Source organism: Ureibacillus sinduriensis BLB-1 = JCM 15800, assembly GCF_000772955.1.
Taxonomy (GTDB): Bacteria; Bacillota; Bacilli; order Bacillales_A; family Planococcaceae; genus Ureibacillus; species Ureibacillus sinduriensis.
Genome location: NZ_JPVO01000044.1, coordinates 66088 through 89284, shown reverse-complemented (window position 1 = coordinate 89284; position 23197 = coordinate 66088). Strand labels below are relative to the sequence as shown.

21 protein-coding genes are annotated in these 23197 nt (G+C 38.1%); 9 read left to right on the top strand and 12 right to left on the bottom strand.

Going from position 1 to position 23197, the window contains the following annotated elements:
* Nucleotides 1-419: 419 nt before the first annotated feature.
* Nucleotides 420-1631 (top strand): serine/threonine transporter SstT, encoded by a 1212-nt coding sequence (sstT, locus tag CD33_RS05485; protein WP_036198852.1) that lies wholly within the window; start codon nucleotides 420-422, stop codon nucleotides 1629-1631.
* A 50-nt stretch (nucleotides 1632-1681) separates the two neighbouring features.
* Here the strand turns inward: sstT and CD33_RS05480 are convergent, their stop codons facing one another.
* Nucleotides 1682-2206, bottom strand: coding sequence for a YehS family protein (locus CD33_RS05480; RefSeq protein ID WP_036198850.1), 525 nt, complete (start codon nucleotides 2204-2206; stop codon nucleotides 1682-1684).
* A gap of 248 nt (nucleotides 2207-2454) precedes the next feature.
* Between CD33_RS05480 and CD33_RS05475 the strand changes: the two genes are divergently transcribed.
* A complete protein-coding gene (locus CD33_RS05475; RefSeq protein WP_036198848.1) occupies nucleotides 2455-2955 on the top strand; it encodes an Lrp/AsnC family transcriptional regulator in 501 nt (166 codons plus the stop codon).
* Nucleotides 2955-4124: an aminotransferase gene (locus CD33_RS05470; protein ID WP_036198846.1), complete on the top strand. Its 1170-nt coding sequence runs from the start codon at nucleotides 2955-2957 to the stop codon at nucleotides 4122-4124. Before CD33_RS05475 ends, CD33_RS05470 begins: the two co-directional genes overlap by 1 nt.
* A gap of 123 nt (nucleotides 4125-4247) precedes the next feature.
* Here the strand turns inward: CD33_RS05470 and CD33_RS05465 are convergent, their stop codons facing one another.
* From CD33_RS05465 to CD33_RS05425, 9 genes are all read right to left on the bottom strand, one after another.
* Nucleotides 4248-5669 carry an alanine/glycine:cation symporter family protein gene (locus CD33_RS05465; RefSeq protein WP_036198845.1) on the bottom strand — a complete coding sequence of 474 codons (1422 nt, stop codon included), beginning with the start codon at nucleotides 5667-5669 and terminating at the stop codon, nucleotides 4248-4250.
* A 368-nt stretch (nucleotides 5670-6037) separates the two neighbouring features.
* Nucleotides 6038-6697 carry a phosphate signaling complex protein PhoU gene (gene phoU / locus CD33_RS05460; RefSeq protein WP_036198844.1) on the bottom strand — a complete coding sequence of 220 codons (660 nt, stop codon included), beginning with the start codon at nucleotides 6695-6697 and terminating at the stop codon, nucleotides 6038-6040.
* 14 nt (nucleotides 6698-6711) lie between these two features.
* Nucleotides 6712-7482: a phosphate ABC transporter ATP-binding protein PstB gene (gene pstB, locus CD33_RS05455; protein WP_036198936.1), complete on the bottom strand. Its 771-nt coding sequence runs from the start codon at nucleotides 7480-7482 to the stop codon at nucleotides 6712-6714.
* 82 nt (nucleotides 7483-7564) lie between these two features.
* Nucleotides 7565-8392, bottom strand: coding sequence for a phosphate ABC transporter permease PstA (pstA, locus tag CD33_RS05450; RefSeq protein WP_036198843.1), 828 nt, complete (start codon nucleotides 8390-8392; stop codon nucleotides 7565-7567).
* Nucleotide 8393: 1 nt separating this feature from the next.
* Nucleotides 8394-9308 (bottom strand): phosphate ABC transporter permease subunit PstC, encoded by a 915-nt coding sequence (pstC, locus tag CD33_RS05445; RefSeq protein ID WP_036198842.1) that lies wholly within the window; start codon nucleotides 9306-9308, stop codon nucleotides 8394-8396.
* 56 nt (nucleotides 9309-9364) lie between these two features.
* Complete coding sequence (locus CD33_RS05440; protein WP_176400115.1) at nucleotides 9365-10207, bottom strand: phosphate ABC transporter substrate-binding protein; 843 nt, start codon at nucleotides 10205-10207, stop codon at nucleotides 9365-9367.
* Between the two features lie 308 nt (nucleotides 10208-10515).
* Nucleotides 10516-12201 carry a methyl-accepting chemotaxis protein gene (locus tag CD33_RS05435; RefSeq protein WP_052130028.1) on the bottom strand — a complete coding sequence of 562 codons (1686 nt, stop codon included), beginning with the start codon at nucleotides 12199-12201 and terminating at the stop codon, nucleotides 10516-10518.
* Nucleotides 12202-12276: 75 nt separating this feature from the next.
* Nucleotides 12277-12666 carry a GtrA family protein gene (locus CD33_RS05430; RefSeq protein WP_036198839.1) on the bottom strand — a complete coding sequence of 130 codons (390 nt, stop codon included), beginning with the start codon at nucleotides 12664-12666 and terminating at the stop codon, nucleotides 12277-12279.
* A gap of 16 nt (nucleotides 12667-12682) precedes the next feature.
* Entirely contained in the window at nucleotides 12683-13789 is a 1107-nt protein-coding gene (locus tag CD33_RS05425; protein WP_052130026.1) for a phosphatidylglycerol lysyltransferase domain-containing protein, read from the bottom strand.
* Between the two features lie 379 nt (nucleotides 13790-14168).
* Between CD33_RS05425 and CD33_RS05420 the strand changes: the two genes are divergently transcribed.
* The 6 genes from CD33_RS05420 to CD33_RS05395 are packed head-to-tail and all read left to right on the top strand — an operon-like array spanning nucleotide 14169 to nucleotide 20660.
* On the top strand, nucleotides 14169-15167 hold the full coding sequence (locus tag CD33_RS05420) for a beta-ketoacyl-ACP synthase III (RefSeq protein ID WP_036198838.1): 999 nt from the start codon (nucleotides 14169-14171) through the stop codon (nucleotides 15165-15167).
* Nucleotides 15157-16308: an ATP-grasp domain-containing protein gene (locus tag CD33_RS05415; protein WP_036198837.1), complete on the top strand. Its 1152-nt coding sequence runs from the start codon at nucleotides 15157-15159 to the stop codon at nucleotides 16306-16308. The genes CD33_RS05420 and CD33_RS05415 overlap by 11 nt, the downstream gene beginning before the upstream one ends.
* 17 nt (nucleotides 16309-16325) lie before the next feature.
* Complete coding sequence (locus CD33_RS05410; RefSeq protein ID WP_036198930.1) at nucleotides 16326-17321, top strand: NAD-dependent epimerase/dehydratase family protein; 996 nt, start codon at nucleotides 16326-16328, stop codon at nucleotides 17319-17321.
* Nucleotides 17308-18180: an MBL fold metallo-hydrolase gene (locus CD33_RS05405; protein ID WP_036198836.1), complete on the top strand. Its 873-nt coding sequence runs from the start codon at nucleotides 17308-17310 to the stop codon at nucleotides 18178-18180. The genes CD33_RS05410 and CD33_RS05405 overlap by 14 nt, the downstream gene beginning before the upstream one ends.
* Nucleotides 18176-19516, top strand: a complete 1341-nt coding sequence (locus tag CD33_RS05400) for a F390 synthetase-related protein (protein WP_036198928.1) — start codon at nucleotides 18176-18178, stop codon at nucleotides 19514-19516. Before CD33_RS05405 ends, CD33_RS05400 begins: the two co-directional genes overlap by 5 nt.
* Complete coding sequence (locus tag CD33_RS05395; RefSeq protein WP_036198835.1) at nucleotides 19497-20660, top strand: hypothetical protein; 1164 nt, start codon at nucleotides 19497-19499, stop codon at nucleotides 20658-20660. Before CD33_RS05400 ends, CD33_RS05395 begins: the two co-directional genes overlap by 20 nt.
* Before the next feature lie 194 nt (nucleotides 20661-20854).
* On the opposite strand, the gene tlp is transcribed toward CD33_RS05395, so the two are convergent.
* Nucleotides 20855-21091, bottom strand: a complete 237-nt coding sequence (gene tlp / locus CD33_RS05390) for a small acid-soluble spore protein Tlp (RefSeq protein ID WP_036198834.1) — start codon at nucleotides 21089-21091, stop codon at nucleotides 20855-20857.
* Between the two features lie 114 nt (nucleotides 21092-21205).
* Nucleotides 21206-23161, bottom strand: a complete 1956-nt coding sequence (ltaS, locus tag CD33_RS05385; protein ID WP_036198833.1) for a lipoteichoic acid synthase — start codon at nucleotides 23159-23161, stop codon at nucleotides 21206-21208.
* Nucleotides 23162-23197: the final 36 nt, after the last annotated feature.

The window sequence follows — 23197 nt, the reverse complement described above, 5'->3', positions numbered from 1 at the left end:
TGCGCTTTTATTTATTGACAAAAAATTGTAGAGAATTGTCGCTTTATTTCCCGAGAAATGTTTTTTCTTGCGATTTTTGAATGATGTATATGTTTCTACTATAACTCCTACATGTCTACAAATGTTTTAAGCTTCTATTTAGGTTTGAATAGCTAGAATCCAAATATCAACATAAATTATGAGCGGAGGTAACGATGGCGAACGTTATATAAATATTTAATTGTAAAGTTCGGTTTTTAATTCATACTTCATATAATAATGATAGATTTAACTCTTCTCATTCGTAAGTATTCCATTATGCAATAATTTCATGTTTCCTATTTCAAATAAATATGATACACTTTGTTCTAACTTGTCCTCTTGGACAATACAGTTGTACGCTCTACTAACATAGTATCTATTACACTCGGAGGGACGTCATGAAAAACATCGTACATAAGTGGAGTCAAATCAGTTTAGTTAAAAGAATTTTAATAGGAATTATCGTGGGTATATTATTGGCTCTAACAATACCTGAAGCTACAAGCTGGGTTTCCATTTTGGGTTCTTTATTTGTAGGGGCCTTAAAAGCAGTGGCGCCAATCTTGGTTTTATTCCTCGTTATGAATGCCATTTCGGGTCACAAAGCTGGTAAAAAGACGAATATGAAAACGATTATTGGTCTCTATGTAATCGGAACTGTTTTGGCTGGGGTTGTGGGGGTTGTTGCAAGCTTCTTGTTCCCAGTATCGATAACCCTTAAACCTAGTGCAGAAGGAGTAGCTCCTCCTGAAGGCATTTTAGAAGTAATTCAAACTTTACTTAATAACATTGTTGCCAACCCAGTAAGTGCTATTATTAATGCGAATTATTTAGGTATCCTGGCTTGGGCAATTTTACTTGGGTTTGCACTGAAAAAGTCCGCAGATAGTACAAAAACAATGATTGCTAATTTTTCTGATGCTACTACCAACATCGTAAAATGGGTGATCGAATTAGCACCATTTGGTATTTTAGGTCTAGTATTCGATGCGATATATACAAATGGTCTAGAAACATTAGTGGAATATGGACAGCTCTTAGTTTTACTTCTAAGCTGTATGTTCTTTGTCGCATTAGTTATTAACCCTTTAATTACATTTATTTATACTCGTCAAAATCCTTACCCCTTGGTGCTTAGAACGCTAAGAGAAAGTGCATTAACAGCCTTCTTCACACGCAGTTCGGCGGCGAACATCCCTGTGAATATGGCGTTATGCGAAAAACTGGGTCTGGATAAAGATACCTATTCGGTTTCCATTCCTCTTGGGGCAACAATTAATATGGCAGGTGCAGCCGTAACAATCTCGGTTTTAACACTGGCAACTGCACATACAATAGGTACAGATGTCGATATATGGACCGCTATTATTTTAGTTGTTTTATCCGCTGTTTCAGCAGCAGGGGCGTCTGGAGTTCCAGGTGGATCGTTATTGCTTATCCCTCTGGCTTGTAGCTTGTTCGGTATTTCAAATGATATCGCGATGCAAGTTGTAGGCGTTGGCTTCATCATCGGTGTTTTGCAAGATTCTTGTGAAACTGCCCTCAACTCGTCTTCGGATGTATTGTTTACAGCAACTGCCGATATAGCCAATAAACGTTCACAAGGTTAATCGTCAAAAAGAAAAGGAGCCGTTTCACCTTACGTGAAGCAGCTCCTTTTTTACTGTTGTAGTGGTTCGCGGTATCGCATTGTTAGTCCCTTTATAAAGTTGCGAGTAAAATTATCACCACACTCTTTATAATTGCGGTGATCTGCCTTACGCAAAATTGCACCAATTTCACCTTTTGACACATTAAGTCCTGCATCATAAAAAATATCAATCATATCTTCGGTCGTTAAACTTAGAGCAACTTTGACCCTCTTAATGAATAGGTTATTTGCAGTATCTCTTTTCCCTGTTGGCTCAGGAGTTTTTTTTGTTTGATTCGCCTTCTGTTCTTGCTTCCCGCGCTTAAACGTGACAAAACCATTTAAAAAGAATTCCAATGTTTCATAATCACAAAGTTCAAAATCCGGATTATTTAAATCTATTTCACCATCTTCGTCGAATTTCGGTTTCGACAAGATTTTCAGCACCTCTGCTTTTGATAGCTCCATACCGCCCAATTTAAAGATCTCGACCATATCCGTATTCTTAATATCGAGTGCATATCGTAATCGAATTAGTAAATCATTATTTGTCATGTTGCTTCTCCTTTTACTTACCAGTTGAAAATTCGTTATTCCTTAATTTATCACATAAGTCACTTTCCATCTATCATACACCATTATAGAACACATCTTATATCACGTGCACGAATCCGCTTTTTCTCCTCAAATGTTCTCGCTATCATTAACATTTTAGGAAAGTATATCAAAATCAACTTTCCCACTATACTACCTTCGGAATTTTGCTATAATAAAAAATATTTCATAACATATGGAGGTCTTTTATGAGACTAAATGAAAAAGAACTGGAAATAGTTGAAATTCTGGAAAAAGATGCTCGTACCGCAAGCGGAGATATTGCCAAGATGATTGGCCTGAGCGTTGAAGAAACCGAGCAATCCATAAAAAAACTCGAGGAACATAAGGTAATTGTCAGATATATCTCCATTGTCGATTGGACAAAAGTTGAAGAACATTCAGGAGTGCGGGCAATGATTGATGTAAAAGTAACACCAAAACGCGGGGTTGGCTTTGATGAAATCGCAGAAAGAATCTATCGTTTCGATGAGGTAAACTCGGTTTACTTAATGTCCGGTACGTATGATCTATCGATTATTGTCGAAGGAAAATCGATGAATGAAGTGGCGAATTTTGTCTCTCAGAAGCTTTCTACTCTTGACTCTGTCATTTCTACAACTACACACTTTATATTAAAAAAATATAAGCATGACGGGATCATTTTTGAACCAGAAAACAAAGATAAAAGAATTGTGGTGTCACCTTAATGGAATCAACAAAACGCACGTATGTATCGAAATTGGTGCATGATTTAAAACCTTCGGGAATTCGGCGCTTTTTCGATTTGGCAGCAGGAATGGAAGGTGTAATCTCCTTGGGGGTTGGAGAGCCTGATTTTGTAACGCCTTGGCATATCAGAGAAGCTGCAATTTCTTCCCTTGAGCAAGGCTATACATCTTACACGCCAAATGCGGGATTATTGGGGTTGCGTGAAGAAATTGCCTATTACATGAAAACCCAATTTGATGTAACTTATTCCCCATCGGAGGAAATCATTGTTACTGTCGGAGCAAGTTCAGCCATTGACATTGCATTAAGAACAATATTGGATCCTGGTGATGAAGTCATCATTGTGGAACCGTGCTTCGTTTCTTATGTACCGATGGTTGAATTAGCAGGTGGCGTGGCTGTTCAAGTTCAAGCATTAAAAGAAAATGATTTTAAAATATTGCCAGATCAAATAGAAGCTGTTATAACCGAAAAAACAAAAGCCATCATGATCTGTTCTCCCAATAATCCTACAGGCACGATGTTGAATAAAAAGGAATTACAAGGGCTGGCTGACTTGGCTAGTAAGTATGATTTATTGGTAATTGCCGATGAAATCTATGCCGAGCTTGCTTATGATGAGGAGTATACTAGTATGGCGGCTATTGGCGGGATGCTTGAGAGAACGATTTTAGTTTCCGGATTCTCCAAAGGGTTTGCCATGACGGGCTGGCGTCTAGGGTTTGTTTGTGCGCCTGTTGAAATTTCAAGTGCGATGTTAAAAGTTCATCAATACGGATTGATGTGTGCCTCCACAATGAGTCAGTACGCTGCTATAGAGGCACTCAAAAATGGGCGTTTTGATGTAGAGGAAATGGTCAAAAGCTATCGACGACGCAGAAATTATATCGTGCAGTCCTTTAATGAGATAGGATTAGAATGTCATGAACCAGGAGGAGCATTCTATGCCTTTCCTTCCATTCAGTCAACAGGTTTAACCTCACAAGAGTTTGCCGAAAAGCTATTACTGCAAGAAGGTGTAGCCGTGGTTCCGGGTGATGTGTTTGGAGAAAGCGGCGAAGGTCATATCCGTTGTTCTTACGCATCCTCACTGGAACAATTACAAGAAGCAATAAAACGCATCAAACGATTTATTGATTCCTTGTAGTGAACAAAAAGAAAACCAAATGGTAAGTAACATGCAGTTGCTTTAAAAATATCTCCACATCATTTTGCATTTTTATTTAATTTTAAAAAACGAATTCCTAAACTCAGGAATTCGTTTTTTATGTTATCTTTTCTCTTCTTCATCTTCCCAACATTCAACTTCTCCGATATTCGGAACGTTTTTCTTGTAGAAGACAGGGTCTTTTCCTTGTTTACGTTGAGCAATATAGTCCTGGATAACTGGTTTTGCCACTTTCCATAGCATCAAGATGGCTAGTAAGTTGATGACCGCCATAATGGCCATGAAAAGGTCGGCTAAATCCCATACAATTTGAACTTTCGCAACCGAGCCAAACATAACGAAAGCTACAACTAAGATACGGAATACGAGTAGTGCTGTTTTTGATTCTTTGATAAAACCAATATTTGTTTCGCCATAATAATAGTTTCCGATTACAGTACTATAGGCGAAAAGGAAAATGGCAATAGCCAAGAAAATTCCGGCCCACTCGCCCAAATTCGAAATCAGTGAAGCTTGTGTTAAATTAATCGAAGCTGCATCTGATTGACGGTACGCATCACTTAGTAAGACGATTGCTGCAGTTGAAGTACAAACAAGTAATGTATCGATGAATACACCTAATGTCTGGATCAGCCCCTGCTTTACAGGGTGGGTAACGGAGGCTGTTGCCGCTGCATTCGGTGCTGAACCGATACCTGCTTCATTTGAGAAGAGCCCACGTTTAATCCCATTCATAATGGCCGCCCCAATCACCCCTGCAAAGGCTTCTTCCAAGCCGAACGCGGATTTGAAAATGAGAACAAACATATGAGGAATTTCAGTGATATTCAGTATCACGACCAGCAAGGCAACTAAAATATATGCGATTGCCATAACCGGTACAATTACTTGCGTAACGCTTACAATGCGCTTTAATCCGCCAAAGACAATAATCGCGGTTAAAATGGAGATGATGATCCCCACAACAGTACGATTTGTACCAAAGCTTTCCTCAAATGCAATCGTAATGGTATTTGCCTGAACGGCATTAAATACGAAACCATACGTTAACGTAATGACAACTGCAAAAAGTACTCCCATCCATCTTTTGTTTAGCCCTTTTTCCATGTAATAGGCAGGGCCCCCACGGTACATGCCCGTTTGTGAATCTTTAACTTTGTACACTTGTGCAAGGGTACTCTCAATTAATGCTGAGGCTCCCCCAATTAACGCAATCATCCACATCCAAAAAACAGCACCTGGTCCACCCAGGGCAATGGCTGTAGCTACACCCGCAATATTTCCGGTCCCAATTCGGGAGGCCGCAGAGATTGTGAATGCTTGGAAAGAGGAGATTCCCTTCTTCCCTGATTTATCTGTTGGCGTTTTCTCGACAAGCAGTTTGAACATTTCAGGAATCATTCGAAATTGGATAAATTTCGTTTTATACGTAAAAAATAGCCCTACACCTACTAACAAGATTATCAGTATGTAAGAGTACAAGTATGTATTAACTTCTCCTAACAGACTACCAAACCATTCCATCTACTTTCCTCCTTAATATCTTTTCTAAAGTACAAAACAACCTTTGGAATATCGATTTCATTTTAAGTAAACGCTCCATTACTTCAACCCTATTAAGTTTCATCTTAAATTACTTTTGTGAAACAATTAAAAGGCTTTAATTTCATTATGCAGACATCTTTGCGTTGATACAGTTCCCCTATAAATAGAGTTCCAATTAGAATAATGCCACTATTACGAGCAAAAATTAGTACATCATTTATCTTCTCAAATTATAACAGTATAGCATTAAAAGTGTAAAATGCCGTAATATTCTCATTTTTCTTATAATAAATTCCTGCAACAAATTGCACAAAAAAACGAATTCCTATACAGAATTCGTCCTTAAATCAAGAATTAAAATCATATATTTGTCCTTTAATAAGGTAGGCCGTACTTTCAGCTATATTCGTTATATGGTCTGCCGTTCTTTCGAGATGTCGATTGACAAACAACAGTTGTAAAAGCTGATTTGTTTCTTCAGGATGATCACTTAAATAGTTTGTAATGCTTTTATAAGTTTCCCCATTATATTGATCGACTTCATCCTCCAGTTCCCCAACCTCTTTTGCAAGTGAAATATTTTCTTCTATAAAGGATTGGATCGCTTTATGGAGCATCTCGATTGAAAGTTCTTTCATCTTCTCAAGTTTGGTGATTTCCAGTAAGGATGGAGCATTCCCAATCTTGACTGTTGCTTTTGCGATATTTACTGCAAAATCAGCAACTCTTTCAATTTCAGAGGATATTTTTATTGCCCCGATAATTTCACGTAAATCTCTGGATACCGGTGCCTCTTTTGAGATTAGCCAAATGGCGAATTGATTGACTTCCAACTCTAGATTATCGATTGCATTGTCTCCCTCAATCACCTTCAAGGCCAATTCTATATCCTGCGTTTTTAAAGCTTTGAAGGATTTTTCGAGTGCACTCACAGATAACTCGGACATTTCACCGATTTTTCTTTTTAATTCTTCTAAATTTTTCTCAAAGTTTTCACGAATGACCATAGTTATCCCCCTATTTATCCGAATCTGCCTGTTACGTAATCTTCTGTTCTCTGATCTTGTGGCGTCGAGAATATCTCATCTGTATTATCGTATTCAACTACTTCTCCATTTAAGAAAAATGCCGTTCTATCAGAAATCCGTGCAGCTTGTTGCATATTATGAGTTACGATTACAATTGTGTAGTCCTTTTTCATGTTTGTAATTAGTTCTTCGACTTTTAATGTGGAAATTGGATCCAAAGCTGAAGTGGGTTCATCCATCAGGATTACATCTGGTTTCATGGCAATCGCGCGTGCAATACATACCCTCTGCTGTTGTCCACCCGATAATCCCAAGGCAGAGGTCTTTAAGCGATCTTTCACCTCATCCCAAATTGCAGCACCGCGTAAGCTTTCCTCTACAATCTTATCCAGCTCTCTTTTATTTCTTACTCCTTGTCCTCTTGGGCCATAAGCTACATTGTCATAAATACTCATCGGGAACAAATTTGGTTTTTGAAAGACCATGCCTACTTTAGTGCGTAATTTAATGACATCATTCGTATTATAGATATTCTCCTGGTCAATAATTATATCGCCTGTAATTTTGACACCGTCGATTAAATCATTCATTCGGTTTAAGGTACGTAAGAAAGTAGATTTTCCGCAACCAGATGGACCTATCAACGCAGTTACTTGTTTTTCATGAATATCGAGAGAAACTCCGTATAATGCTTGTTTATCGCCATAAAATAAATTTAGATCTCTAACATTTATTTTCGATGTTCCTTCTTTATGATGCACCATTTCCGATACTACCTTCCCTGTTTCAGTTTGTTCAATCAATGTATTTGTACGTTCCATTACTGATGTAATCATAACAAGCTCCTTATTTGTTTGTAGCTTTGTTTAGTTTTTTTGAAATAAATGTTGCTGATAGGTTGATTGCCAATATCAAAACGATCAGCACAATCCCGATTGCTGCTGCAAGTTCAATATCCCCAGCCTCTTGGGTAACTAAATAGGAATGAACTGTTAACGTTCTTGCTGATGAAAAAATACTCTCCGGCATCGCCGCTACAGTACCTGCTGTTAGAAAAATCGCGGCTGATTCTCCAACAATTCGGCCAATCGAGAGAATAATTCCTGATAAAATCCCCGGCATCGCACTAGGTAAGATGACTTTATATAATGTTTGCAGCTTTGTATTTCCAAGCGCCAATGAACCTTCCCGATAAGCAGCAGGAACGGTCTTCAGAGCTTCTTCGGTTGTCCGTATGATAACTGGCAATACTATGATGGTTAATGTAAGTGATGCCGCTATAATTGACATGCCCAATCTCAATGTCGTTACGAAAAATACCGCTCCAAATAATCCGTAAATGATTGACGGAATCCCTGTTAAACTCTCGGTTGCAAACCGTATCACTTTTACTAGACGACCTTGTTTTGCATATTCTTGTAAGTAAACTGCCGCCAAAATACCAATTGGTGTGGCAATAATCAGCGAAATACCAATTGTGTAGATTGTTGTAATAATCATCGGCCATATTCCTCCCCCACCAGTTGGGGAATAGTCACCGAATATGAAATCAAAACTAATAAGCCCAAACCCTTTATAAAAAATAAACCCGACAATCATTACGAGAACAGCGACAGATAAGAATGCCGATAACCATAATAATCCATACAGTAAGTTATCCTTAAAATGCCTCATCCTAGTTACCACCCTTCGCGCTGATTTTGGCCAATACGAAATTCAGTATCAAGATAAATGAAAATAAAACGATACCTGTTGCAAAGAGCATTTCTTGATGTGTTCCTGCTGCGTAACCCATTTCCAATGCAATGTTTGTTGTCAATGGTCTGATACTGTCGGTTAAACTCGTCGGCAAGATTAAACTGTTCCCCGCAACCAAGATCACTGCCATAGTCTCGCCAATTGCCCTTCCTAAACCAAGTACGATTGCTGTCAATATCCCTGATTTTGCGGCTGGTACTACAACTCTAAAGATGGTCCCGATTTGTGATACACCAAGCGCCAGAGAACCCTCACGATAAGTTTTAGGTACTGCCCGAATGGCTGTTTCGGCTACTGTGACGATTGTGGGCAACATCATGATTGCAAGCACCAAAATAACTGCAATCAAGCTTTGACCTTTCACTAATCCTAAAGTATTTTGCAAGAAAGGTACGATGATTGCCAGTCCAAATACACCGTACAATACAGATGGAATCCCCGCCAACAATTGAATCGCTGGTGATATTATTTTCGCCGCCCTTTTTGAAGCAATTTCAGCCAGGAAAATCGCTGTAAACAGACCTATTGGCACCCCTATGATCAAGGCTCCAATCGTCGCATAAATCGAAGCAACAATCATCGGCAATATACCAAATTTATCTTCACTCGGCACCCAATCGGTACCTAGAAGAAAATCAGTAAAACTATAACCCCCTGCTACGAAAGGATGGGCTCCTTTATAAAATACAAATCCAATAATAAGTAATAATGTAAGTACTGATAAAAGGGCACAAATTAAAAATACCTTAGATGACACTTTTTCAAGCAAGTACTTTCTTTTATTTGCTTTGTCCATTTTTACGGATTGATCGTTTGTTGTTGGGATAGACACCTTTACTCCTCCAAAGTTACACTCAAAAATTTTATGTTGTCTTCCATCTTCATTAATTACTTAATCGGGATTGCCCCTGCTTCTGCTGCAATGGATTGTCCATCCTGACTCAAGATAAAATCGATAAATCTTTGTCCTGCTTCAGATAGTTGACCTTCTTTAAAGACAAATAAGAACGGCCTGGATAATTTATACTTTTGCTCCAATACATTGTCGGCAGTTGCTTCTACACCATTGATGTCAATTGTTGAAATCGAATCATCGATGTATTCAAAGGAGATAAATCCGACTGCATGCTTATTGTTCGCAACAGTAGTTTTGATATTGCCATTTCCGCTTGCAATGATTGCATTTTTAATTAACTGACCGGAACTATAGTCTACAATTTCTTGGAAAGCATCCCGGGATCCCGAACCATCCTCTCGGGAGACAACTACAATCTCCATATCATCTCCGCCAAACTCCTTCCAGTTCGTTACTTTCCCGGTAAAGATTTGTTTCACTTGCTCCAATGTTAAATCTTTCACCTTATTTGACGGATGGGTTACAACGACTATTCCATCGTAAGCGATGACTACTTCATTCAGCTTGTTCGCTCGTTCTTCTTCCTTTAAATCCCTTGAAGACATTCCGATTTCGGATACTCCACTTATTGCGTTCGTGATACCTGCTGAAGAACCGATTTGGTTAATTTCAATATTTGTATTGTTTTGTTCTGCATACTTATGTGCCAGCTTTTCAGCAAGTGGCCCTACAGACGTTGATCCGGAAATAGCGATTGTTTCATCCTTACTTGTTGATGCCTGTGAACTATTTTTATCATCACTTGTACAAGCTGAAAGGACAGCCAGTACAACCATTATGAGTAAAGCAAACTTTAATTTTCCTATAATGCCCATTTCTTACCTCCAAGAAATTATGTTAGGTTTTTATCGCACTACGTCTAATTAAAGAATAAAGGCATACTGTAAATTTTCTTCAATTCATTTGTAAAGGTTTTGTAAATTCGTATTAAAATCAATGTTAATTCTGTAAATTATTGTTATTTTTTTCAATATTAAATAGTTAACGATAGAAAAAGAACAATATTTCCCAACACTTTCATGTTTTCTATCTCAATTAATGTGTTATCGTTGCAAATAAAAATCTCCAATAAAAAACGCTACTCAATTCCAAAATGGATTAGTAGCGTTTTTATCAAAGACTATTAAACTTTAAATTTATTGACCAGTTCCCGAAGATTTTCGGCCAGTTTAGATAATGACGCAGCAGATATTGATACGTCTTCCGTTGCGGCAAGCTGCTCCTCTGTCACAGCAGCAATTTGACCGGCATTATCCGTAGTTACTTTCGCTAATTGTGCTACTTCTTCGATAGAAGCATTTACTTGCTGGACACTTGCTGATAATTCTTCCGAAATTGCGGACAGCTCTTGGGTTTGCAAAGTGGCGTCCTGTATGGAATGCTTAATGACATTAAACGTTTTGCCGGTTTCTTCGGCCAAATAAACTCCATTTGTTACCTCTAGGTTCGCTTCTTGCATCATCTGCACAGCTTTTTGCGTCTCAGTTTGAATCTTACTTACAATAACCGAAATTTGATAGGCTGAAGCACTCGATTGTTCCGCAAGTTTACGGACTTCATCGGCTACAACCGCGAAACCTTTTCCATGTTCGCCGGCACGTGCAGACTCAATTGCTGCATTCAACGCAAGTAAATTTGTTTGATCTGCAATACTCGTGATTACTTCAAGAATGTTGCCGATGTCTTTGGATTTACTTTCTAGTTCCCGTATCACCTGATTCGTCTCCGAGTTTGCCTGAGAGATGGTTTTCATCTGTTCAATCATGTTTTGAACATATTTATAACCCACTTCTGTTTGATTGGTCGTTTCTGAGGAAGACCCGGCTACACTTGAAGCATTGTCTGCAATTTTTGTAATTGCTACTGTAATTTCCTCTATCGCCTGTGCACTTTCTTCTGTATTCTTCCCTTGGAATTCTACATTTTTGGCGACTTCCGTGATAGAAACCGCCACCTGATTCGTCGCCGCCGTTGTTTCTTCCGAACTCGCCAATAGCTCCTCAGCGGCATCGGATAGTTGGTTGGAGGAGATTGTTACTTCGTTTATCATCGCTTTCAAATTATGGGACATTTGATTAAAACTTGTAGCCAAATCACTTAGTTCATCACCCGTTTTATCTTCGATGACAGCTGTAAAATCACCTTCACCTGCAGATTGGAGAATTGTTGACATACGCGTTAATCTGTTTTTTATTCTTTTTGTAAATAAATAAACAGCAATAATGGCCAACGCAAGGATGGCAACCAATACAAAGAAGAATTGCTTAATTACTTTTGAAGTGATGGTTTCGATAATATCTTGAGGCGCCCCTACGTAAAAAATGCCAACAATTTCATTTTCGGCGTTTTTTAATGGCATATAGGCTGCTTGATAAATATCCCCCTGCACATTCGCTTCACCTAGATAAGTTTCACCTTTTCCAATAACAACTTCAGCAACTTGCTGCGAAACTTGTGTCCCAATGATGCGTTCCCCATCCTTCATAACATTCGTTGCAATCCGTGTATCCCCCTGGAAAATGGTCACTGTATCCCCGGTGTCTTCTCCGATTGCATCCACTAGATCCACATTATCATTAATCATGACGGAACCTTTATAGAGTTTGCCATCTTTAATTTCCCAGTGACCTGGATACTTACTATCAATATAGTTCGAAGATAGCTTCAAATCACTATTTGCTTTCTGGATTGCAAATTGTTTAATTCCCGCCCTAACTTCATGATTGATTACAACAGCAATGACTGCTGATAAGAGAAGTATGATGGAGATGACGATTATATTAATTTTAGTGCCTAGTTTAATTTTCATATGATACATCCTTACCATCGTTTTTATAGTTTAGAAACGATATTAATATTAGAATCTCACCTATATTTTGTTGTATTATGTATTCGTTTGGAAGGTCCAATAATTATTAAGCAAAAAGTTAACGATAGGGATAACTAAAATGGTAACCAATTCTCCAATGAAATAGTGATAAGCAAAAACATGAACAATGATAAACATCAATATAAAATTCAAGATAAACCCTATCGTGGATACCATCATAAACCGCATCGCCTTCTGCCCGGTAATAATACTATTGAAAGTATATTTTACATTCAGGAAAAAGGATGCAATGGTCATGATGATAAATGATAGGGCTGAACCCATTACAGGTTCCATATAGAAACCTTCTATAAGAATATAAACCGCCAGAAAATAGATAACCGTACTTACACAACCTACCAAACTATATTTAATGAACTTTCCGAATACTTTCTTTAGCACCATGCCTTACCTTTCCTGGTTATTCGAAATATAATTTATTATCAATTACTTTCCGAACATTTTTTTTGTTTAAGAGCGTTTCAGGATCTTGTTTTTTTCGGTTGATCAATACTACTAATTGCAGGAAGGCAATCGGTAAAAACGATTTTTTATAAGCTAAATATTTCGGTTCCCAATCAGTTGCAAACTTCCCTTTGAATTCTTTCAACCCTTTAAAATTGTACTTCCCATTTCCGTATCGGTAGACAAAATGAATAATCTTTTCACTCATAAATGAATGCTCGCAAATTCCAACATTGGCCAATGGTGCCACACCCAAACTACAATTGCGATAGCCGGCATCCTTTGCCCACAGGATGATCTTGGTAAACAATACATCCATGGTGCCATGCGGACTGTTTTTACAGTTTCTCATAAGGTCAATCGCTATTGTTTCCTTGTAGTCATTTGCAAGAGTTGCAAATGCAACAATCTTGCCTTGAGAATTACGGAGCAGTGCAATCGGGAAGTGCGAGACGTATCCATCGCTAAATGAAACCACGGAGAAGCCCTTCTCTTTTTCTTCCCCCAACCAACAATCCGAAATTCTTCTAATCTCTGAAATAAGTTGAGAAGTATGTGGCGGTTCTACTACAGTGAATGTAAAACCATTACGAGTAAATTTATTAAGCCTTGTACGAAGCTTCGCCCCCTTTTTCCCTTCAATTGAAAAGTTATTAAGATTAATAAGTGCCTCTTCACCTAGTTTTATAAATCGAAATCCAACTTCATGATAAAGTGGCATATGACGAGGGTTGACCTGGTAGTAGAGAGGCTTGACCCTTTTCACCTTGCAATACTCATTGAACTCCTTTATTGCGATATGGAAATTCGATTCTTCTCCAATCGGATCGCCAAGCACTACGTATTTATCGAGAATTCTTTTATACACAATCAACACATTCATATCTTTTATCCAAAATTGTTGTTTATCTTGCAAAAAGATAAGATGCGATACATGGTTACCCCCGTGTTTCTTTAAAAAAGGAAGCAACTCATCGTGCTCGACGTGTACCTGATTTTCTGATAAACCTCTCTGTGTATGCTTGTTTCGAATGTTCGGAATGAGGTTTTTCAAAGAAACCATAGGTATTTCCTCCTGTTACATTAATACCATTCTCTTTTTTGATAATACCATATAGTAAGTACTGTTCATAGATAGTAAATTATGACTGCATCATTTTATTTCGTCCACATGAAAAAGGGATTAATTTGGCAGTGGAATTCTTAACTAAGTATAAACAAATATATTTAGTTTTTGATATAATATTTGAAGTATTATAATGACCTAAATCAACGCGGTTTCAGTAGAATTTAGATATAGTCCCAGATCATTATTTTAAAAAGGAACGAATTTCTCCATAGGAATTTCGTTCTTTTATCTTTATAATAGCTTTCATCTACATCACTAATCACACCTTTGTATGACAAACTGTTTTTTACTCAGGAAGGCGGAAAGAATCGTTATGTCTCAAGTTAGAAATGTAAAAATAATAGGAACAGGTAAATATTTGCCGAAAAGAAAAGTATATGCACATGAGCTCGATGAATTAATCGGCGTAAAAGAAGGATGGGTGGAACAAAAATCTGGGGTTGGCATCCGCTCCTTCGTTGAAAATGAGACTGCTTCAGTAATGGCAGCCCATGCAGCAACCGAAGCGATGAAAACAGCTGGAATACATAAAGAAGAAATAGATTGCATCGTCAGTGTAAGCGGGACAATGGAACAACCGATACCATGTAATGCTGCACTTGTTCAGAAGCAATTGGGATTGGGTGAATCCAGTATTCCATGTTTTGATATTAACTCCACTTGTTTAAGTTTCGTAACAGGTTTTGATACTATCTCTTATCTAATACATAGCGGAAGATACACGAACGTATTATTGGTTTCCAGTGAAATTGCATCGGTCGGATTGAATTGGAAGGCGAAAGAAAATGCCATATTATTCGGAGATGGTGCTGCTGCTGCCATATTGGCGAAAACTCCGGATAACGAACCTTCCAAAGTATTGGCCGGCCATATGGAAACGTTTAGCGAAGGTGCCCATTACACTGAAATTAGAGGCGGAGGAACAAAAGTACACCCTAATAATTCAAGTGCAGATGAAACGGACTTTCTATTTGATATGAATGGAAAGTCAATTTTCAAATTATCGTCAAGAAAACTTGGCGCTTTTATGGAAAAATTATTGGCAGCCTCCAATTGCACGATAGATGAAATAGACTTGGTTGTTCCACACCAGGCAAGTGGAATGGCGATGAGGATTTTAAGGAAAAAACTAGGCATTGCAGAAGCAAAATTCATGAACATTATCCACAATCATGGAAACACCATTGCATCCAGCATTCCTATGGCACTGCACGAAGCGATAGTTCAAAATAAGATTGAACGCGGCAACAAAATTATGCTGTTGGGTACTTCGGCAGGTCTATCTATCGGAGGGGTTGTATTTGAGTACTAATGTCCTTCTAACAGGCGGACGTGCTCCTGCAACATATTATTTCGCCCGCTTGTTAAAGCAGCAAGGCAACAACCTATTTATGGCAGAAAGTTTACCCAAACACTTATGTATGCGCTCGAAATTATTTGAAAAGACTTTTCAAGTCATTTCTCCAAATGAGAACCGTCATAAATACATCCAAAATCTAATCAAGATTATCCAAGAATACAATATTGATCTATTAATACCCACTTGTGAAGAAGTGTTCCACATTGCCTATGCACATGAAACACTATCAAACTATTGCCGAGTACTTTGCGAGCCGTTGGAGAAATTAAAAACTTTTCACCATAAAGGGTTGTTCATCGATACATTGAGGAATGGCTTTAGTGAATATATCCACGTTCCTTCCACGCTAGTCATCGATACAACCAGAATTAACTCCAGGTCGGAAATTACAGATTATTTGAAGACTCACCACCTACAATCAGATAATGTATATGTATGTAAGCCCGCCTTTTCAAGATTTGGAACAGAAGTTGTTTTTAAAAAAGGTTCCGAAATACCGGACTTCCTTCTCTTGAAGCAAACCATCTGGGTTATCCAAGAAAAAATCGAAGGGATTCAAATTTGTACTTACGCAATTGCGGATAAAGGCCGAATGCAATGTTACAGCGCCTATCAAACGAACGATAATGTCGGACTAGGCGCTACAATCTATTTTGAACCATTTAGTAACCCGAAATTAGAGGCATTTGTAAAACGTTATATCGAGCAAAATGAATATACAGGTCAAATCGCCTTTGATTTAATCTTGTCCGGCAATGATGCGTTATATCCAATTGAATGTAACCCAAGAACAACAAGCGGGATCTGCCTATTCCCTCTTACAGAACGCAGGCAAATTACGCAATCCTATCATGTCGGTACAGAAACAACGATGCTCGGTTTAGCAATGCTTCGTACATTTGTTAGCAAAAATCCATGGAAACAAATCCTTAAAATGGCCAAGGCAAAAGACATTGTCTGGAATTCAAATGATCCATATGCGTTTTTCGGTCAAATAACCAGCTTCCTATATTTGATAAAGGAATCGAGGAGGAGAAAAGTATCCAGTTATCAACTGAGCACCTTGGACATTGAATGGAACGGAGAGGAGTGAGAACTTTGAACAAAAATATTTTAGTAACAGGAGCCACGGGTTTTTTAGGTCAACATCTTGTTAAACGGCTAGCTGAAGAGGGATATCGTGTAACGGCAATAGGTCGCAACAAAACTATTGGCAATGCTCTTCCCCGGGGTGTTCGATTTGTACAAGCCTCACTGGAAGATAGGGAGGCAATTTTTCAAGCAATGCAGAATCAGGAATTGGTGGTCCATTGTGGGGCACTTTCTTCTGTATGGGGGAAATATGACGCTTTTTATAATGCGAACGTCCTCGGCACACAGAATATGGTCGATTCTGCCCTCTTCTACAAAATTAAAAGATTTGTCCACGTATCCACACCAAGCATCTATTTTAGTCTGCAGGAACGCTCAAAACTCGATGTGAAAGAGGACAGCGCACTACCCGATCCTGCCGTTAACTACTATGCAAAGACGAAGAGGATGGCCGAAGAGGTTGTCGATGAAGCTTTTATTAAAGGCCTGCAAACGATCACAATTAGGCCTCGTGCACTGTTTGGACCTGGAGATAATGCCATTATTCCAAGACTGATTAAAACGAATCAAAAATCAGGACTGCCATTCATTGATGAAGCAAGAATATTGACGGATATTACATATATCGAAAATGTTGTGGATGCAATATGTCTGTGCCTTCATTCAGATGAGCGGACTGTCGGAAAAAAATATAACATTACGAACGGTGAACCGATGTATTTAAACGATATTCTGGAGAAAGTTTTTACATTGCTTGGGCAGCCGATGAAAAAGAAAAATATCCAATATGGGAGCATTTTACGGGTCGCAAGCATCCTGGAAAAAACTTATCGATTACTGCATATTAAAAAGGAACCGATTATCACTCCCTACACTGTGACGGTACTGGCACACTCCCAAACATTAAACATTGATGCAGCTAGAACCGAATTAGGATATAATCCGCGCATTTCGGTCGAAGAAGGCATTCATAAATTTGCGGAATGGTGGAAAGTACAAAATGTTACCATATAAATTATTTCAAACCGGTTACTGCACTCATAATGCTAAAGTAGCCTTAAAAGGTGAACCATCCTATGAGATGAAATTTCCGGCGACCGTAGTTTTATTACATCATCCAGTTAAAGGGTATATTTTATTCGATACTGGATATTCCGAGAGATTTTATGAAGAGACAAAGAGGTTCCCGTTTTCCATCTATGCCAAAATAACACCTGTCCATGTAAATTCAAAAGAAAGTATATTGGCCCAGCTGGAGAAGGAAAATATTCATGCTGATGATATTCGATATATTTTTCTAAGTCATTTTCATGCAGATCATATGTGTGGGCTTAGAGATTTCCCTAACAGTATTTTTATCTGTTCAAAAGAAGCATATCAACACGTTAAAAATAAAAAAGGCATCGGTGCCGTCATTTCTGCTTATATCCCCAATCTATTGCCGAGTGACTTTGAGGATCGAGTCTTCTTTATTGAAGATGCAAAGCCCACCGAAGCTCAAAACCGCCCTTCCAGCATTATTAGTGAAGTCTTTCAGAAGCCGCTTTTTGACCTTTGGGGTGATGGTAGTTGTTTAGCCCTGAATTTATCAGGGCATGCAAAAGGTCAATATGGATTGATTTTTGAAAACGATAAAGGGGAGACGGTCTTTCTGGCAGCAGATTCGGTATGGAGAAGCGCAGGCTTTCGGGAGAATCGCCCACCAAGCAAACTAGCATACGTGATTATGGATAATATTAAAGACTATAAAGAGAACTTTAAAAAAATGGTCCGGTTGCACTCATTGAACAAAGAAATCAAAATCATTCCTTCTCATTGCGAGGAACCATACCAACAAACGACTTCCACAAGCAAAGAGGTAACTGATGATTAAATTAATGAACATTTTAAAAAATTATCTAAAAGTCAAAAGAATACAAAAGTACTCGCCAGAAAAATTTCGCAGGTGGCAAAACAAACAATTACAAAAGCATCTAAAATGGATAAACACTCATTCCCCCTATTTTGAACAACTAAAGAAGAATGACTTATTAAAAGCACCAGATTTGGCTCAGTATCCTTTTATGAATAAACAAATAATGATGGAAAACTTCGACGAGTTGAATACGAAAGGTGTGGGAAAAGAAGAGGCTTTTAGAGTTGCCATAGAAGCGGAGGAAAACAGGAATTTTTCCCCGACAATAGGCAGCATTACAGTCGGATTATCTTCTGGTACATCAGGAAACAGAGGAATCTTCCTCGTTTCCAAAGAAGAACAATCGGCTTGGGCCGGGACGATTTTAGCCAAATTGTTGCCCAATGGCTTTAAAAGCAAGGAGAAGATTGCATTCTTCTTACGTGCGAACAGTAATTTGTATGAGTCTGTAAGAAATAAAAAAATTGAGTTTGCATTTTATGATTTGCTGGACCACTTTGACACCCATATTAAAAGATTGGAAGAGTATCAGCCAACTATCTTGGCCGCACCTCCTTCAATGATCAGACAAATTGCCAGTGCTGTAAGTGAAAATAAGCTTAGCATAAGCCCTATCAAAATTATCACAATGGCTGAAGTGTTGGACCCTTTGGACGAATCCTTCATCGAAAGTGTTTTCAATCAAAAAATCCATCAAGTTTATCAATGTACAGAGGGCTTCCTGGGCTGCTCATGCTCCCACGGGACAATACATTTAAACGAAGATCTTGTATATATCGAAAAAGAATTCCTTGATAACGATCGAACGAAATTCTATCCAATCGTTACCGATTTTAAAAGACGTACACAACCAATTATCCGTTATCGATTAAACGATATCCTCACTCTTAAGTCCGAACCCTGTCCTTGCGGCTCGCCGATGTTGGCGATTGAGCAGATAGAAGGCCGGATGGATGACTTATTTATTCTTAAAAATAAACACAATGGCAATTTGGAGCACGTCTTTCCTGACTTCGTCAGACGGGCCTGTATCTCGGCTTCGGAAAATCTAAAAGAATATATAGTGATGCAACACAATCCGCATGACATTGAGGTGCAATGTCTTGTATTTGATGAAACAAAAAGGCAAAGAACCGAGGAAAACATTAGGACTAATTTAAATGCCTTCTTTCAACAGTATTACGAAAGCCCAAAAATAACTTTTCGTGCCTATCAAGAAAATGATCGCACAGCAAAACTAAAACGAATTAAAAATAACATGGAGGTAAATAAGGTTGTCCAAAGTGCCTTCTAAATCTAGAGCAAAACTATACGGTAAAGACGACATGGCTGAATTGGATTGGAGTTTCTATGAAAATGGCGCTTTCTTAAAAGAATATTTCGATGAATTTATCACAGATACAACCGCCTATATGAAAAACGTGGATACCGAAATTTTTTTGGCAGCCATTGGACGCAAATTAATCCCCTGCACAGTGAATGAGGCTGAATACAACAATTCTTACGTTTGTTCACCATACACACATTACATTACTTACGCAAAGGAAGAATTACGCTTCATTTCCCCAAAAGCGCTAAGAACCCTCTTGGCGGCAATTATCAATATTTTTGGTTCTTTTGCTAAATCTATTGAAATTAACAAAATTGTTTACATTAACAATTATTGCTTGTCTACAAATTTAGTATCTGCCTTATCCAAAAGGGAGATTCGTGCGTTGAGGAATTTGCTTACCGAACAGTTTCCGAAATATCAACTAGGTTTCCGTTCGATAAATGCAATTACCCATAAGGATATGATGGTGTCTTTCGAAGAAGAAGGATTTGAACTATTGCCGAGTCGATATATCTATATTTCTACGTACGACAGATTGAATACGCCAACTAAAAGTGAGCGGAAAAAGAGAAGGCAAGATGAAAAGGGCCTCACGGAAGGAATGACCATCGTAACAAATAAAGATTTAGCAACGGAGGATATTGGTCGGATTGTTGAGCTTTACAATCAATTATATATTGAAAAGTATTCCGTCTTGAATCCCCAATTCACATACAAATTCATTGAGAAATTACTGGACAAAGACTTATTTTTATTTCAGGGGATAAAAATCAACGGGAGGCTGGAAGCAATTTCAGGGACCTTTGTACTGAATAACATGATGACAAATCCGATTTATGGATACAACCTTTCATTATTTCCACAGCACCAACTCTATCGGATATTACGGCACTTAAATACGAGGTTGGCGCTGGATAACCAATATTTATATCACCAAAGTGCAGGAGCCGGAAATTTCAAAAAAGCTAGAAGTGGAGAAGGAACGCCTGAATATACAGCATTGTATGTGGGCCATCTCCCCTTCCACAAAAAGTATTTCTGGAAACTGCTATCATTGCTTTTAAAGAAAATCGGGATTCCCTTGGTCGAAAAGTTGGAATTATAAGTGACTTACTTGATGCTCAAAACTAGAGCCTAACCACCAAACATGGTTAAGCTCCAAAACGGTTCATAAATGACCTTCGCGTTGGTTGTCTCGTTCATTATAAGGAATTAACTTAAAAAAGCGTGTAAACAGAGCCGAATATCGACTTTGTCTACACGCTGGGAGCTTGGCCATCAAGCATAGTTAAGCTCTTTTTAATATTCCCCGTTTTTACGTGCATTCATCTCGTCTTGCATTTCATTTTCCATCGCTTCAATCGATTGCTTTCGGCGTTCATTTTTACTTTGGATCATTTCACGTTCTTCCGGACTTGCAAATTCCAAACTGATTTCCGCCTCATGAAGTTTGCTTTTCGTATTTTCTATCATGTCATGTAAACGTTCAACATTATTGTGTCGATTATCGGGGTTCGGTTGCTTCTCTTGTGGCATGGTATCCTCCAAATTATATCCAACCTTTTTTATACGGAAGTTCTGATGGCTAATAATATGAAAACAAAAAGGGTAAGATATCACAAATTGAATTGTCATATCTTACCCTTTTAATTATTGGTTACCGTTTGTTTCCAAATTTTTATTATAATTGAACTTTGATGGATCAACTTTCGTAAAGTCTGCCGGAGTGTAAAATCTTAATAAATCTCCATTCACCACTCTATCTGATAGTTGCAATTTATAATTTACTTCTTTTTTGTACTCATTCGCTAATTCTAGTTGGCTCTCATCCAATGGCAAACCAGTTTTCGCATCATAGTATTTATCACTAATAGAGTAGATTGTTGGGCTGACATAGTCGCCATTTCTGAACAGCACTACCTCATTATGCTCTTTTGATAATAAATCTGTACCGAATTGAACATAATTATGAGTGTCGATTCCAAGTAAATGCAGTAATGTCGGTAGAAGGTCAATTTGTCCCCCATAAGTATGATTGACTCCACCTTCCATTCCTGGAACATGGATGATTAATGGAACTCGTTGTAAATTTGTGCTTTCAAATGAACCAATTTCTTTGCCCATGAGTTTTGACATGGCTTTATTATGATTTTCCGAGATACCATAGTGATCCCCATAAAGAACGAAAATACTATTTTCATATAGCCCCGCCTCTTTTAAAGAAGCAAAGAATTGTTCAATGGCTTCATCGGCATAACGAGCTGTTTGGAAATAATCATCGACACTTGCATCGCCAGTATCCGCTTTACCGATTGTTGTTAGATCTTGATTGATTTTGTAAGGATAATGATGTCCAACCGTAATGAATTTCGTATAGAACGGTTGAGGCAATGTTTCCAGCAGCGGCACTGATTGTTCAAAGAACGGCTTATCCAATAAACCGTATTCTGCCATATCGATTTCGTTGCTTGTATCGTAATATTTAGCATCAAAGAAATGTTCATAGCCAAATGCTTTATAAATCTTGTTACGGTTCCAGAAAGTACCGCTATTCCCGTGGAAAACAGCCGATGTATAGCCATTATCACTTAATATTGCTGGAGCTGCTTGATACGTATTTTGACCTTTTGTAATGAAGGCCGATCCTTGTGGTAAACCAAAGATTGAATTTTCCAGCATAAATTCGGCATCCGACGTTTTACCTTGGGCTGTTTGATGGAAGAAATTATCAAAGTATAATGAACCTGCATCTCCAGCTAAAGAATTAATGAATGGAGTAACTTCTTCACCATTCAATTTATAGTCGATTAAAAAGTTTTGGAATGACTCCAAATGGATATAGATTACATTCTTGCCTTTTGCCGCACCAAAGTATTCTGGATTCGGTTCAGCATAATTCGATTTGGTATAGTTGATAACTTCCGTCATATCATCGTTATCTGCCAATACCCTTTGGGAAGACGCCTTTACCGTTTCTGTCGCATCATAAAGAGTATAGTTATACATTCCTAAGTACTTCACAATATAACTTCTATCAAACCCACGTGTTAATAGTTGCGGGCGATCGGCATTCGCAAGTTCCAGATTGACTGCGGAAAATCCGATGATGAAAGCAATCAATGCAAGGCCTCTTTTGTAGCCCATTCTAGTACTGTCTTTTTGTAATTTTTTAGTTGAACATAGGTAAATTAATACAAATACATCCACAAAGAATAAAATATCCGACACATGCAACAGTGATAACACGCTGCCGCCTAAATCTCCAAAGTTTTGCGTTTGGAAGATTGTCGGCAATGTTATAAAATCACTGAAGAATCGATAATATACCGCATTCGCAAATAAAAGGATGGACATAAATGTGTAAATGATTACTAGGGATACATATCGTCCTCTTCTTCTAAATAAAAACGCAAAGCCAAGGAATAGCATTGCAGAACCTAATGGGTTGATAAATAGAAGAAATTGCTGCAGTGGCCCTTCCACCCCCAAGTTGAACTGGGTTACTTGCGTGATATATGTTTTAAGCCATAACATGATTACGGCAAGTGTATATAAACCAAAAAATTTATTTAAAAAGTTGTCTTTTTTATTCATTAAACCTTCCATTTTTCCACCTTCCTATTATTCTAATAGACTAAATGT